The 13,462-nt window shown below is 71.6% G+C and carries 11 protein-coding genes; 7 read left to right on the top strand and 4 right to left on the bottom strand.

What is annotated here, in order from left to right:
- Window positions 1-57: 57 nt before the first annotated feature.
- The 4 genes from FJ108_15785 to FJ108_15770 all read left to right on the top strand — a co-directional run bounded on the left by FJ108_15785 (window position 58) and on the right by FJ108_15770 (window position 3,706).
- A complete protein-coding gene (locus FJ108_15785; GenBank protein MBM4337345.1) occupies window positions 58-585 on the top strand; it encodes a TerB family tellurite resistance protein in 528 nt (175 codons plus the stop codon).
- Window positions 423-1,241 carry a nitroreductase family protein gene (locus FJ108_15780; GenBank protein MBM4337344.1) on the top strand — a complete coding sequence of 273 codons (819 nt, stop codon included), beginning with the start codon at window positions 423-425 and terminating at the stop codon, window positions 1,239-1,241. The genes FJ108_15785 and FJ108_15780 overlap by 163 nt, the downstream gene beginning before the upstream one ends.
- Before the next feature lie 88 nt (window positions 1,242-1,329).
- The gene (locus FJ108_15775; protein MBM4337343.1) at window positions 1,330-2,556 is read left to right on the top strand and encodes a class I SAM-dependent methyltransferase; all 1,227 of its coding nucleotides are present in this window, start codon (window positions 1,330-1,332) and stop codon (window positions 2,554-2,556) included.
- 4 nt (window positions 2,557-2,560) lie between these two features.
- The gene (locus FJ108_15770; GenBank protein ID MBM4337342.1) at window positions 2,561-3,706 is read left to right on the top strand and encodes an NAD(P)/FAD-dependent oxidoreductase; all 1,146 of its coding nucleotides are present in this window, start codon (window positions 2,561-2,563) and stop codon (window positions 3,704-3,706) included.
- Here the strand turns inward: FJ108_15770 and FJ108_15765 are convergent.
- Genes FJ108_15765 through ilvD form a run of 3 tightly spaced genes read right to left on the bottom strand, consistent with a single transcriptional unit; the run spans window position 3,684 to window position 6,917 of the window.
- On the bottom strand, window positions 3,684-4,859 hold the full coding sequence (locus FJ108_15765) for a metallophosphoesterase (protein ID MBM4337341.1): 1,176 nt from the start codon (window positions 4,857-4,859) through the stop codon (window positions 3,684-3,686). The genes FJ108_15770 and FJ108_15765 overlap by 23 nt on opposite strands.
- A gap of 10 nt (window positions 4,860-4,869) precedes the next feature.
- The gene (locus FJ108_15760; protein ID MBM4337340.1) at window positions 4,870-5,205 is read right to left on the bottom strand and encodes a DUF423 domain-containing protein; all 336 of its coding nucleotides are present in this window, start codon (window positions 5,203-5,205) and stop codon (window positions 4,870-4,872) included.
- 20 nt (window positions 5,206-5,225) lie between these two features.
- On the bottom strand, window positions 5,226-6,917 hold the full coding sequence (gene ilvD / locus FJ108_15755) for a dihydroxy-acid dehydratase (GenBank protein ID MBM4337339.1): 1,692 nt from the start codon (window positions 6,915-6,917) through the stop codon (window positions 5,226-5,228).
- A gap of 169 nt (window positions 6,918-7,086) precedes the next feature.
- On the opposite strand from ilvD, the gene FJ108_15750 reads away from it, so the two are divergent.
- From FJ108_15750 to FJ108_15740, 3 genes are read left to right on the top strand one after another with little or no spacing between them, the layout of a single operon-like run.
- Window positions 7,087-7,677 (top strand): methyltransferase, encoded by a 591-nt coding sequence (locus FJ108_15750; GenBank protein ID MBM4337338.1) that lies wholly within the window; start codon window positions 7,087-7,089, stop codon window positions 7,675-7,677.
- 31 nt (window positions 7,678-7,708) lie between these two features.
- The gene (locus FJ108_15745; protein MBM4337337.1) at window positions 7,709-9,448 is read left to right on the top strand and encodes a response regulator; all 1,740 of its coding nucleotides are present in this window, start codon (window positions 7,709-7,711) and stop codon (window positions 9,446-9,448) included.
- The gene (locus FJ108_15740) at window positions 9,346-10,065 is read left to right on the top strand and encodes a hypothetical protein (GenBank protein MBM4337336.1); all 720 of its coding nucleotides are present in this window, start codon (window positions 9,346-9,348) and stop codon (window positions 10,063-10,065) included. The genes FJ108_15745 and FJ108_15740 overlap by 103 nt, the downstream gene beginning before the upstream one ends.
- A 596-nt stretch (window positions 10,066-10,661) precedes the next feature.
- Here FJ108_15740 and FJ108_15735 read toward each other — a convergent pair.
- A complete protein-coding gene (locus FJ108_15735) occupies window positions 10,662-13,244 on the bottom strand; it encodes a GNAT family N-acetyltransferase (protein MBM4337335.1) in 2,583 nt (860 codons plus the stop codon).
- Window positions 13,245-13,462: the final 218 nt, after the last annotated feature.

Raw genomic sequence — 13,462 nt, 5'->3', positions numbered from 1 at the left:
CCCCCCCCCATCCGGCGCGCCCCGGCACTCACTCTCGGGTCAGGCTCCTAGGCGCCGATGAGATCGCTGCGCAGACTGCTCGGAATCGGCTCGGACCTGCCCGGCGACGCGCGCGACACGGAGACCGTGCGTCGCATCGCGGCCAGGCTCGACGCGCTTCCGGTGGCCGAAGCGCGCTACCTCGCGGCCTTCGCCTACGTGCTCGCCCGCGTGGCGCGCGCGGACCTCGAGATCTCGCCCGAGGAGACCTCGCAGATGACGCGCCTGGTGCGCGAGTGGTCGGCGCTCGACGAGGCGCAGGCGGTTCTGGTCGTGCAGATCGCGAAGACGCAGGCGATCGCGCTCGGCGGCACCGAGAACTACCTGGTCACGCGGCAGTTCAAGGAGCTCTCGGATCGCGCGCAGCGCGTCGACCTGCTGCGCTGCATGTTCGCGGTCGCTGCCGCCGACGGGAACATCTCCTCGATCGAGAACGCCGAGATCACCGCGATCGCGATCGAGCTCGACTTCACCGACGCCGAGATCGCCTCGATCCGCGCCGGCTACCGCGAGCAGCTCGCCGTGCTGAAGGATCGCCCGGGTTGAGCGACGAGATCGACGTCGCGCGGATCGGCGAGGACGTTCCCCTGCTCGAGGGGATTCGCACCGCGCGCGCGATCCGGCGCCTGCGCCCGGATCCCGTCCCGCGCGAGCTCGTGCGCAAGGTCTGCGAAGCGGGCACCTTCGCGCCGAGCGGCGGCAACCGCCAGCCGTGGGTCTTCGTCGCCGTGACCGAGCCGGAGCGGCGCGCCTGGGTGGCCGAGCGCTACCGACGCGGATTCCACGCGTACATCGCGCCTGCGCTCGAGGCCGCGAAGCGAGACGACTTTCCCGAGGCCGGGCGGCGCAACATGCGCGCCGCGCTCTTTCTCGCCGACCACCTGCACGAGGCGCCCGTACACTTGTTCGTGGCGGGCTGGACGCGCCGCGGTCGGCCGCAGGTGCAGGCGCTGTTTCCCTGCATCCAGAACGTGCTCCTCGCCTGCCGCGCCGTGGGGCTCGGCGCCTCGCTCACGACGCTGCACCGCAGCTTTGGCGACGAGTGCGACCGCTGGCTCGGGCTGCCCGAGGGCTGTCCGTCGATCGCGCTGCTGCCGATCGGCTGGCCATCGGGCAGGCACGGCCGGCCTCCGCGCCGCCCGGTCGATGCGTGCCTGCACTGGCAGGTGGTAACGAAGCCGTCGGATCCGTTGCCCGGCTGAAATTCCCTCGCCGCGCGCGCTCCGCCGGGGGTATTCTGGGCTCGCGAGTTGCCTGGATTCAGTGAGTCGGGATCACGGAGGTGAGCCCATGAGCTGGATGGGTGGTTCTGCTTCCACCGGAGTGACCGGCCTCGAGCGCCGCCTCGCGCGGCGAATCCTCGAAGCGAGCGGCGATCCGCGTCTGCGGCTCGTGCTCTGGAATTCCGAAGAGCTGCGCCTCTCGGACGCGCCCGCGCTCGGCCGCGTCGTGCTTCGCGAGCGGCGCGTGCTCCGCGACCTGCTGCTCGCCCCCGGCTCGAACGGCCTGGGCGACGCCTACGCGAGCGGAGCGCTCGAGATCGAGGGCGATCTCCCGAGCGTGTTGAAGCTCGCGTTCGCCGCCCCGCGGCGCGCCACGCCGCTGCGGCGCGCGGCCTGGGCGTGGCAGCTCTGGCGCAGGCGAAGCCGCTCGCGCAGCAAGGCGCGCGCGAACGTCCACCACCACTACGACCTCGGCAACGACTTCTATGCGCGCTGGCTCGATCGCTCCATGTCGTACACCTGCGCGTACTTCCCGACTCCGACGGCGTCGCTCGAAGAGGCGCAGATCGCGAAGCACGAGCACGTCGCGCGCAAGCTCTGGCTGCGGCCCGGCGAGCGCGTGGTCGAGGCGGGCTGCGGCTGGGGATCGCTCGCGCTGCACCTCGCGCGCGCGCACGGTGCTCGCGTCACCGCGTACAACATCTCGAGCGAGCAGATCCGCTACGCGCGCGAGCAGGCGCGCGCGCAGGGGCTCTCGGATCGCGTGGAGTTCCGCGAGGACGATTACCGAAACATCGCAGGCAGCTACGACGCCTTCGTCTCGGTCGGCATGCTCGAGCACGTCGGGCCGGAGAACTACCGGCGGCTCGGCCGGGTGATCGACCGCTGCCTGGCTCCCGACGGCCGCGGGCTGATCCACTCGATCGGCCGCGTCGCGCGCCGGCCGATGGATCCGTGGATCTCGCGGCACATCTTCCCCGGCGCGTACGCGCCCACGCTCGAGCAGATGGTCGCGATCCTCTCGAAGCGGGATTTCGCCGTGCTCGACGTCGAGGACCTGCGCCTGCACTACGAGAAGACGCTCGCGCACTGGCTGGAGCGGTTCGAGAAGAACGCCGCGGAGATCGAGCGCCGCTTCGACGCGCGCTTCGTGCGGACGTGGCGGCTGTACCTCGCGGGATCGCAGGCGTCGTTCCACACCAGCAGCCTGCAGCTCTGGCAGGTCGCGTTCGCGCGCTCGCGCTCGAACGCGATCCCGTGGACGCGCGCGAAGCTCTACGCGCGCGAGGCGTAGCCGCTTGAACTGCGATGTGCTGATCGTCGGCGGCGGCCCCGCCGGATCGACCTGCGCGTGGAGGCTTCGCCGCTTCGGCCTGCACGTCGTCCTGATGGACGCGAAGCGATTCCCGCGCGACAAGGTCTGCGCCGGCTGGATCACGCCGCAGATCCTCGAGACGCTCGAGATCGACCCCGACGACTACGCGCAGTCGAGCGTGCTCCAGCCGTTCCGCGGCTTCGAGGTGGGGCGGCTCGGCGCGCGGAGCACGCGAGTGACGTATTCCGATGTCGTGAGCTACGGGATCCGCCGCTGTGAATTCGACACGAGACTGCTGCAGCGCTGCGGAGCGGAGCTTCGCCTGGGCGAGCCGCTGCGCTCGCTGGTCCGCGAGGGCGGCGCCTGGCTCGCCAACGGCGAGCTCCGCGCGAAGCTCGTGGTCGGAGCGGGCGGGCACTTCTGTCCGGTTGCGCGACTGCTGGCGCCCGAAAGCCGGAACGCGGACGCCGTCGTCGCGGCGCAGGAGCTCGAGCTCGAGCTCGACCGCGATCAGATCCGCGAGTGCGGCGTCTCACCGGAGGTGCCGGAGCTGTACTTCTCGGCGGACCTGCGCGGCTACGCGTGGCTGGTGCGCAAGGGACCGGTGCTGAACTTCGGAATCGGGCGGCAGGATGCGCACGACCTCTCCGGCCACGCGCAGCGCTTCCTCGCGCTTGCCGAAGCGCTCGGAAAGCTGCCCCGGCGCAGGCCGGCGAAGCTACACGGACATGCGTACCTGCTGAACGGCCAGTCCACGCGCCCGCTCACGGGCGACGGCTTCCTGCTGGTCGGGGACGCCGCGGGCCTGGCCTGGCCGCAGAGCGGCGAGGGCATCCGGCCCGCGGTCGAATCGGGAATCCTCGCCGCGCAGGCGCTCGCAGCCGCAGCCGCGCGCGGCGACGCGAGCCTGGATTCGTACGCGCGGGCGGTCGAGGCGCGCTTCGGTCCGCGCGCGGGCGCGGCGTCGGCCTCCGCGTGGATTCCGGCGCCGCTTCGCCCCTGGCTCGCCGCGCGGCTGCTCGCGACGCCGGCGTTCGCGCGCCGCGTCGTCGTCGAGCGCTGGTTCCTGCACCGCGGGCAGAAGCCGCTTCGGGACGAGGACACCGCTACGCCCGCGAGCGCAGCGTGAGCTCGGTGATCTCGGCCGGCGCGAACAGGCGCATCGGCGGGCCCCAGAAGCCGGTGCCTCGGCTCACGTAGAGCTCGGCGCCGTTTCGCGCGTAGCGCCCGGCGACGAACGGAACCGCCAGCCGGACCAGGAATCGGAACGGCCAGATCTGCCCGCCGTGGGTGTGCCCCGAGAGCTGCAGATCGATGCCGCTCTGCGACGCGCGCTTGAACGTGGCGGGATCGTGCGCGAGCAGCACGACCGGAAGCGCGGGATCGCGCTCCGCGAGCGCCTTCGGCAGATCCTCGCGGTCCCCGCCGCCGAATCCGCCGCGGTGATCGTCCACCCCGGCGAGCGTGAACGCCGCGCCCTCACACCGGATGGTGACGCTGCGGTTGCGCAGCGGCACGAGCCCGAGCTTCGCGACCACGTCGCTCCAGGCGTCGGCGCCGGAGTAGTGGTCGTGGTTTCCGGTCACGAAGAAGACGCCGTGCCGCGCGCGCAAGCCCCCGAACGGCGCGACCTCGTCCGCGAGCAGGCGCGCGCTGCCGTCGACCAGGTCGCCCGTGACGCAGATCAGGTCGGGCGCGAGCGCGTTCACTTGCGCGGTGAGCGCGGCCGAGAAGCGCCGGTCGCGCAGCGGCCCGATGTGGATGTCGCTGATCTGCGCGATGCGGAAGCCGTCGAGCACCTTCGGCCAGCGCGAGAGCGCGATCTCGACCCGCGCGACGCGGGGCGGGCGCAGGCCCGAGACGAGCGCGAGCGCTCCCGCGATGCCGACGACCCCGAGCGTGGTCGCGGCCTGAGCGCGCGCCGCGGCCGTCGCGTCGGGCAGCTCGCCCCCCGCCGCATACGCGACGCCGCCGGCGAGGAAGCGCAGCAGATCGCCTGCGCCGAGCGCGACCAGCAGCAGGAAGGCCGTCCCCATCCAGAGCGACGCCGGCCAGCCGACCAGCCGGTTCCAGGGCGGCGCGATCAGCCGCTCCGCGAGCGGCTGCGCCACGAGCGACGCGAGGCCGAGACAGATCACCCCGAGCAGGGCGCTGCGCGCGGGCTCGGCGATTCCAGGATCGAGCACGAGCCGCCGCGCGATGTAGCCGTGCCCGCCGAGCAGGATGCCCAGCGCGACGGCGAGGAACGCGATTCCGGCGAGGACGCGGGCGGGGGTGCTCATCGCCGCCGGGCTACATCGGGCGCACGAGCACGAGCAGCGACGCCCAGCCGGCGAGCAGACAGACGCCACCGATCGGTGTCACCGGGCCGAGCCAGCGCAGCTCGAAGAGCACGAGCCCGAAGATCGAGCCCGAGAAGAGCAGGATCCCCGCGCTGAAGAGCGTCGCCGAGAGCCCGATGCTGCGCCCCGTGGCCGAAGCGTGCAGCGCGAGCGCGAGAAGCACGCCGCTGTGCACCAGCGCGTAGTGCGCCGCGGTCTGCCAGGCCGAGAGCCGCTCGGGCGTGACGGAGCTGCGCAGGCCGTGCGCTCCGAAGGCGCCCGCCGCGACCGAGAGCAGGCCGAACAGCCCCGCGGCGACGAGCCAGCTCAAAGATCGGCGTCCGTGACGGCGCCGAGCGCCGCGCTCGAGACGAGCTTTGCGAACTTCGCGAGCACACCGCGCGGATAGCGCGGCGCGGGCATGCGGAACTCGCGGCGGCGCCGGGCGAGCTCGTCGTCCGGAACGTTCAGCTGCAGCAGGCGCTGCTTCGCGTCGATCGTGATCGAGTCTCCCTCGTGCACCAGCGCGATCGGCCCGCCGACGAAGGCCTCCGGCGCGACGTGCCCCACGACCAATCCGTACGTGCCGCCCGAGAAGCGGCCGTCGGTGAGCAGGCCGACCGAACCGCCGAGGCCCTTTCCGATCAGCGCGGACGTGGGCGAGAGCATCTCGCGCATTCCGGGCCCGCCCTTCGGCCCCTCGTAGCGGATCACGACCACGTCTCCATTGCGGATACGGTCGGCCATGATCGCCTCCATGCACTTCTCCTCCGAGTCGAAGACGCGCGCCGGACCGGTGATCTCGCGCAGCTTGATGCCGCTGATCTTCGCCACCGAACCCTCGGGCGCGAGATTTCCGCGCAGGATCGCGAGGTGCCCCTCGTCGTAGACGGGCTTTCCGAACGGGCGCAGCACGTCCTGACCCGCGGGCGGCTGCGACGGGACGTTCGCGAGGTTCTCGGCGACGGTCTTGCCGGTGATCGTGAGGCAGTCGCCGTGGATCAGGCCGCGCTCGAGCAGCATCTTCATCACCAGCGGAATCCCGCCCACGCGGTGCAGATCGGTGGCCACGTACTTCCCGCTCGGCTTCAGGTCGGCCAGCACCGGCACGCGCGCGCGGATCCGCTCGAAGTCGTCCAGCTGCAGCGGCACCTCGGCCGAGTGCGTTTTCGCGAGCAGGTGCAGCACGGCGTTGGTCGAGCCGCCGACCGCCATCACCACCGCGATCGCGTTCTCGAACGCCTTCCGCGTCATGATCTTTCGCGGCGTCAGGTTCGCAGCCACCAGGTCGATCAGCACGCGCCCGGATTCGGCCGCGCTCTCGCGCTTCTCGTCGTCCTCGGCCGCCATGGTCGAGCTTCCCGGCAGGCTCATGCCCATCGCCTCGATCGCGCTCGACATCGTGTTCGCGGTGTACATGCCGCCGCACGAGCCCTTGCCCGGACACGCGCGCCGCTCGATCTCGGCGAAGTCGGCGTCGCTCATCCGACCCGCGCCGTGCGCCCCGACCGCCTCGAAGACCGAGACGATCGTGAGGTCCTCGTTCTTGTAGTGGCCGGGCTTGATGGTTCCGCCGTAGACGAACACGCCGGGGATGTCGAGCCGCGCCAGCGCGATCAGCGCGCCCGGCATGTTCTTGTCGCAGCCGCCGATCGCGATCACGCCGTCGTGGCACTGTCCGCGGCAGACGGTCTCGATCGAATCCGCGATCACCTCTCTGGAGACCAGCGAGCACTTCATGCCCTCGGTGCCCATCGAGATCCCATCGCTGATCGTGATCGTGCCGTACGTCTGCGGCATGCCGCCGGCGCGCCGGATCGCCTCGCACGCTGCGACCGTCAGATCTCCCAGCCCGAGGTTGCACGGCGTGATGTTGCTGTCACCGTTGGCCACGCCGACGATCGGCTTGCCGAAGTCGGCGTCGCCGAAGCCGACCGCGCGGAGCATCGCGCGGTTGGGCGCGCGATTGTGGCCCTCGGTGATCAGCGAGCTGTGAGAGTTCCGCTTGCGGTCCGACATCGATCCCTCCTGTTCCAGAGTCTAGCTCTTGTGGCGTAGACTCGGTCGGGGAGGAACGGCCTTGGAACGCGCGCTCTCGATCATCCCGACCCCGAGCTCACTCGACGATCCGCAGGTCCGGTCGGAGCTGGAGCGCCTGCACGCGGCGGCTCGCGGCGACGTGTTCCGCATGCTGGGACGGCTGCCGTCGCTCGCGCGCTCGTTCCTGGGCCGGGACGCACCCGCGCCCGCCGTCCTCTCGTCGCGAATGAAGGACCTGTACATCCCGCTCTCGCCGGCCCAGGGGCGCTTCCTGTACCTGGTGGCCCGCTCCCTCTCGGCGCGGCGGATCGTCGAGTTCGGAACCTCCTTCGGCGTGTCGACGATCTACGCGGCGGCCGCCGCGCGCGACAACGGCAACGGCCGCGTGATCGGCTCCGAGCTCGAGCCCGGCAAGCACGAGCAGGCGCTGGCGAACCTGGAGGCGGCCGGGCTCGCCGGCCACGCGGAGGTGCGGCTCGGCGATGCGCTGCAGACGCTCCGCGACCTGGCGCCGCCGATCGACCTGGTCCTGCTCGATGGCTGGAAGGAGCTCTACCTGCCGATGATCGAGCTTCTCGCGCCCAAGCTCCGCCCGGGCGCGGTCGTGCTCGCCGACAACGTTCGCACGTTCAAGCGCTCACTCGCGCCGTACCTGGCCTACGTGCAGTCGGGCCGGAGCGGATTCCAGTCCGTGACGGTGCCGTTCCCATCCGGCTTCGAGTTCTCGGTCCGCACCTGAGCCGCGCTCCACTTCGCCTCGCGCGCAGCCGATGCGAGAGCGAATGTCCAGGCCGGCCCGGATCCTCGTCGTCGATGATGAGCCACGAGGCGTGGAGCTGCTCGTCCGCGCGCTTCGGCCGCTGGGCGAAGTCGTGGGCGAGGCGAGCGCCGAGGCCGCCTGGGAGCGCTTCGCGGCGGGCGAGTACGACGTCGTCGTCTGTGATCAGCGGATGCCGGGCCTTTCCGGCGTCGAGCTGCTCTCGCGCGTCGCCGCGCGCGACGATCTGATCGGCCGGATCCTGCTCACGGGCTTCGCCGACTTCGACGACACCGTCGACGCGATCAACCGGGCCCGGGTGCACGCCTACCTGAGCAAGCCGTGTCCGCCCGCTCACCTGCTGGCGACGGTGCGCTCGGTGCTCGAGCGGGCTCAGCTCGCGCGCGAGAACGACGGGCTGCTGCTCGAGCTCAAGGCCCGCAACCAGGACCTCGCGGGCGCGCTCGCCTCGCTCTCCGAGGCGAAGGACGCGGCCGAGGCCGCCAGCCGCGCCAAGAGCGAATTCCTGGCCAACATGAGCCACGAGCTGCGCACGCCGATGACGGCGATCCTGGGCTACAGCCAGCTGCTCGAGGACGGGCTCGAGTCGGAGGAGCGGGCGCGCGCGCTGCTCTCGATCCACACCAACGGCAGCCACCTGCTGCGGCTTCTGAACGACATCCTGGACCTGTCGCGAATGGAGGCCGGAAAGCTCTGGCTGCAGAGCGAGCAGGTGCAGATCGACGCGCTGCTCGCCGATCTCTCGGCGACGCTCTCGCCGCAGGCACGCGAGCGAGGGCTCGAGCTGCGGCTCGTGCGCCCGCCGGCGGCGCCCGCCGAGCTCGCCACCGACCTCTGGCGGCTGCGGCAGATCCTGCTGAACCTGCTCGGCAACGCGCTGCGCTTCACGGAGTGCGGCCACGTGGAGCTCTCGGTCTGCAGCGCACGCTGCGGCGATCGCGACGCGGTCGAGTTCACGGTGACGGACACCGGCATCGGGATGAGCCCCGAGGAGCAGCTGCGCATCTTCCGACCCTTCACGCAGGTCGACGGCTCCTCCACGCGACGCATCGGCGGCGCAGGCCTGGGGCTCGCACTCTCGCGACGGCTCGCCGAGCTGCTCGGCGGCTCGATCTCGCTCGAGAGCGCGCCCGGCCAGGGAAGCCGCTTCCGGCTGACGCTTCCCTGCGTCGCGGGCGCGTTCGAGTCGAGCCCGAGCGAGCCGGACGAGGCCCCGAGCGACGCCATCTTCTCGCGGTGGAGCAGCTGGGTCTGGGTGCTTCGCAGCTCGTCGAGCGCCTTCTGCAGGTCGTGGGTCCGGGCCTCGACCTTGCCCTCGAGGCTGCGATTGAGCTCGCGAAGCTGCTCGAGCGCGAGCGCGTTTCGAACCGCGACCGCGCCCTGGTGCGCGAGCGTGTGGAGCAGCGCGCGGTCCTCGCCGCTGTACATGCCGCCGGAGCGCGGGGGGCCGAGCACGAGCGCCGCGACGAGCTCGCCCTCGCTGCGGAACGGGATCACCAGCCCGCCGTCCGCCGCGTCGACGCTCTTGCGGTCGGCGGGAACGTCGAGCGGCGCCCGAAGCAGGCCCGCGTCCCCCACCGCGAACATCGCGCCGCCCTCGCCGCGGACGAAGAGGCCCGCGCCCTGGGGATGCAGCGCGCGTTCGACGCCGCGGTGCAGCTCTCGCGACAGGGACGCGAGCTCGGTCGCCGAAGCCAGCCGTCCGCTCGTCTCCTCGACGATCCGGCGATAGTCGTAGGCGTTGCGGAAGAAGAGCCGATCGATCAGCGCCTGCGCGTGGTCGCGAAGCGGCAGCATCAGGCCGACGCAGACCACGCCGAAGACGATCGCGAAGACCGGCTCGCGATAGTCGAGCGCGTCGGCGAACGCGCGATGCGTGAGCGCGACGCCGCCCCCGTAGACGAGAGCGGCCAGGAGCGTGAGCGCCGCGTACGCGACCGAGCGGCGGATCAGCGCGTCGACCTCGAGCAGGTTGTGACGCAGAACCGCGTAGGCCACCGCGGCCGGGAACAGGAACGCGGTGAACGCCATCGAGTTCTGCGAGGCGTTCAAGCCCACGAGCGGAGAGATGACGACCAGCCCGACCGAGGGGCTGAGCGCCGCGACCGCTCCGAACGCGACCACGCGGACGCGCTGGCGCGCCTCGAACGACGCCGGGCGCAGACCCGCGTGGACCTGCGACGCGATCAGGCCGACCACCGCCAGGCCGAACAGGAGCATCGAGACGCCGTGGTGGACCACGTAGCGCTCGGGGTCGTCCAGGCAGATCTGTCCCGCCACCGCGACCGGCAGCGCCAGCCCGTACGGCACGTGGATCAGCCAGGGGAACCGCTCCACCAGCCGCGGTGACTGCGGAAACACCAGCGCCATGTGGATCGTGCCCGCGAACAGGAACGACTCGCAGAGCACGTGCAGCCGGAACAGCCGGTACGGACCGTACAGGTCCAGAGCCGAGAACGTGTACATCGCCGCCAGCCAGAAGAACGCGAACGTGCCGCGGCCCAGCCGGTCGCCGCCGCGCAGCGCGCGCGTCAGGATCGCGACGATGCCGAACGCGGCTCCGTTCAGCATGAAGCTCCCGAACAGGAGCCAGAGGTCGCGAAAGGCGAAGCGCCGCGTCTCGACGCTCCGGACGAAGCTGCCCTCGCCTTCGCCGAAGCGGTAGCGGACCGATCTCCCCTCGCTTGCGCCCGCGATCGCCGCGCGTACCTCTGCGCCGCCGCGCACCGAGCTCCCGTCGACCTCGGTCACCTGCCGGCCGTAGATCTCGCCGTCCGAGGTGCCGGGCCAGTGCGCGAGCCCTGCCGAGGCGACGACCCCGTTTCGCAGCACGAGAAACCCCGCAAACTGCCGGTCGCGCCAGCGCGAGGTCTCGATCGCTCCGTACATCCCCGTGAGCAGCAGCAGCACGGCCGCGCACCAGAGCAGCGGATCGCGTCGCAGCCTCACGACTTCCCCCCGAAGCCGCGGCCGGCCTGGTCGAGGTCGAAGAGCACCGACTGCGGATCGAGCCGCTCGAAGTAGCCGCGCATCGGCGAGCGGCGCCGCGCGGCCTCGGTCGCGGCCGAGAGCGGACCGAGCGGGCTCGACGGGAACCCGAGCCGGGCGAGCGACTCGATCAGATTGCGGGGCATGAACGCGTAGGCGTGGCCGAGGTCGTGCTCGCGCAGCGCGTCGTAGAGCAGCTTCACCAGCCCGAGCAGTGCGACACGCTCGCCGCCGCGGTGCTCGACCGACAGCGCGAGCTTGCCGATCTCGCCCAGGCGCTCGCGCGGAACGTCGGGCGGCTCGAACTCGAAGAACGCCTCGGTCTGGAAGCCGAGCTCGCTCGGCAGCACCACGCGCGCCGTGCCGACCAGGGCGCCGCCCGCGTCGTACGCCAGACACTGGATCGCCGACTCGTCGAAAGAGTCGCGCAGGCTCGGGCTGCCGAAGTCGGCAGGATCGATGTAGCCGTGCGCCGCGTAGACGCGGAAGCGCAGCGCGTAGGCGGCCTGGCGCTGCTCGATCGAATCCGCGCGGCAGAAACGGTAGCCGCCCAGCGCGAACTCCTTCGTGATCGCGCCCGTGAACAGCCGGCGCAGCTCGTCGGCCGCGGAGCGCTGCTCGCCCCGCGCATCCGACTCGAGCGTGATCTCGAGCTCCGATTCCCCGGGACCGCGCCGGCTGACGCGCCCCGCGAGTCTCGTTCCCGCGCGCAGACCGCGGACCAGGATCTCCTCGCCCGGACTCGCGGACTCCGCGCCGCCCTCGCCCAGCGCGCGAACGCGAAGCAGCTCGCCCGAGCTCTCGACCAGAAGCGCGGGAAACGCGCGCTCGCTCGTGGTGAGCAGCAGCGCCTCCGAGACCCGGTCCGCGCGCGCGGGAGCTGCGCTGGCCAGGAGCTGTGCGGGCAGGATGAACAGATCGGCCGCCAGCGCGAAGAGCAGCGAGAGCGCCTCGAGCCCGCCGAAGTTCGCGATCACCTGGAAATCCGAGAGTCCGAGCACGGCCAGCCCGGAGGCGATGATCAGGCTCGTCACCAGCACCGGCCGGCCGGTGGTGACGTACGCCTCGAAGACCGCGACGCGGCGCAGACCGTGCGCGGCCTCGTGATGCCGGATCGTGTCGAGCAGGTGGACCGTGCTGTCCACCGCGATTCCGAGCGTGGTGACCGCGATGACGCTGGTCACGTCGCGAAGCGTGATCGCGAAGATCACCATCACCGCGAAGTTCAGCGCGACCGGGAGCGCGATCGGCAGGAAGAGATGTGCGCCGATCCAGAGCGAGCGGAACGCGAACGCCGAGAGCAGCAGAATCAGCAGCGACGCGCCCGCCAGGCTCCAGACCTGCTCGACGGCCAGCTCGTCCGCGGCCTCCGAGAGCAGGATCTCGGTCGAGAGAACCGCGTCGCGGCCGGACTCCCCGGGCAGGTGTTCGCGCGCGAGCGCCTCGAGCCGCGCCCGGAGCGCCGCGCTCTCGCGGCTCGAGCCGACCGTCGCGGTCAGCACGATTCGCGCGTGGCGATGCTCGAAGTCCAGCAGGTCGTCGAACTCGTCGGGCTCGCCGGCCGACGAGTAGAGCAGCAGGTACTGCGCGACCGCCTCGGCGCTGTCGGGGATGCGCAGCTCGGACGGATCCTCCCCGTGCATCGCGCGGTTCATCAGCTCGACGTAGCTCGCGATCGAGAAGCTCTTGTCGATCTCCGGCAGCGCCTCCGCGGCGCGCTGGAACGCGAGCATCCGCCGCAAGAGGTCGGGGTCGTGGATCCCGCCGGCTCCGGACGTCCGCACGTACACGTTCTCGATCACGTCGCCGGAGAGGTGCGAGCGGTAGAACTCCGAGGAGCGGCGGAAGCGCGAGTCCTCGGCGAACGCCTTCGGGCCGCTGGAATCGACCACGAGCCGGGTGCTCGCGATGCCGGCCGCGACGAACAGCAGCAACGCCGCCGCGAGAATCGCGCGCGGGCGGCGCGAGACGAACTCGACGATCCCGAAGAGCAGCACGCCGAGCCGGCGCTCGCTGGTCAGGATCCCGCTGCCGCGGCGGACCTTCGAGAGCGACAGAACCGCGGGCACCGCGAAGCAGGCGAGCACGATCACGGAGAGCACGCCCGCCATCAGGTCGATGCCGAATCCGCGCACGAGCGGCAGGTCCGAGAGCGCCACGAACCCCGCGCCGATCGCGGTGGTGAGCCCCGCGACGACGACCGGTCTGCGCATGCGCTCGAGAGCGGCGAGCGTCGCAGCGCGAGCGTCGGCCCCGGCGTGGACCTGTCGCTGGTAGCACGCCGCCAGGTGCATCACGTAGGCGCAGCCGATCGCGAGCAGGAAGGTCGGGGCAGTGTTCGAGAGCGCCGTGATCGGCTGGCCGATCCAGCCCATGAAGCCGGTCATCCAGACCACCGCGACGAGCACCGCCGCCAGGATCAGGAGCGTCATCGCGACCGAGCCGACGCTCACGTACACAAGCACCGCCATCAGCGCGACGGTGGCGGGCAGGAACACGCCGAGATCGCGCTGCATGGTGTGCGCGATCTCGGTCTTCATGAACGGGTGTCCGGCCAGGAAGTACGTCTGACCGGGGCCCTCCTGCGCGACGATCCGCTCGATCTCGCCGAGCAGCGCGCCGCGTTCCGACGTCGCTTCGTCCGGCTCTTCTAGGAGCCTGACCCGAGAGTGAGTGCCGGGGCGCGCCGGATGGGGGTCTCCTCAGCGGTGCCCGGCACAGCCGACCGCTTCGTCGACCCCCATCCGGCGCACTCCTC

It is taken from the genome of Deltaproteobacteria bacterium (assembly GCA_016875225.1).
Taxonomy (GTDB): Bacteria; Myxococcota_A; UBA9160; order SZUA-336; family SZUA-336; genus VGRW01.
Note: the sequence above shows the minus strand (reverse complement) of the source record. Positions and strands in the feature narration are given on the sequence as shown.

Bases quoted from the DNA above. Each gene is read 5' to 3' on its own strand.
- FJ108_15785 (MBM4337345.1), top strand. From the start codon at position 58: ATGAGATCGCTGCGCAGACTGCTCGGAATCGGCTCGGACCTGCCCGGC.
- FJ108_15765 (MBM4337341.1), bottom strand. From the start codon at position 4,859: ATGAGCACCCCCGCCCGCGTCCTCGCCGGAATCGCGTTCCTCGCCGTC.
- FJ108_15750 (MBM4337338.1), top strand. From the start codon at position 7,087: ATGCTGGGACGGCTGCCGTCGCTCGCGCGCTCGTTCCTGGGCCGGGAC.
- ilvD (MBM4337339.1), bottom strand. From the start codon at position 6,917: ATGTCGGACCGCAAGCGGAACTCTCACAGCTCGCTGATCACCGAGGGC.
- FJ108_15775 (MBM4337343.1), top strand. From the start codon at position 1,330: ATGAGCTGGATGGGTGGTTCTGCTTCCACCGGAGTGACCGGCCTCGAG.
- FJ108_15740 (MBM4337336.1), top strand. From the start codon at position 9,346: ATGCAGCGCGCGTTCGACGCCGCGGTGCAGCTCTCGCGACAGGGACGC.
- FJ108_15745 (MBM4337337.1), top strand. From the start codon at position 7,709: ATGCGAGAGCGAATGTCCAGGCCGGCCCGGATCCTCGTCGTCGATGAT.
- FJ108_15735 (MBM4337335.1), bottom strand. From the start codon at position 13,244: ATGAAGACCGAGATCGCGCACACCATGCAGCGCGATCTCGGCGTGTTC.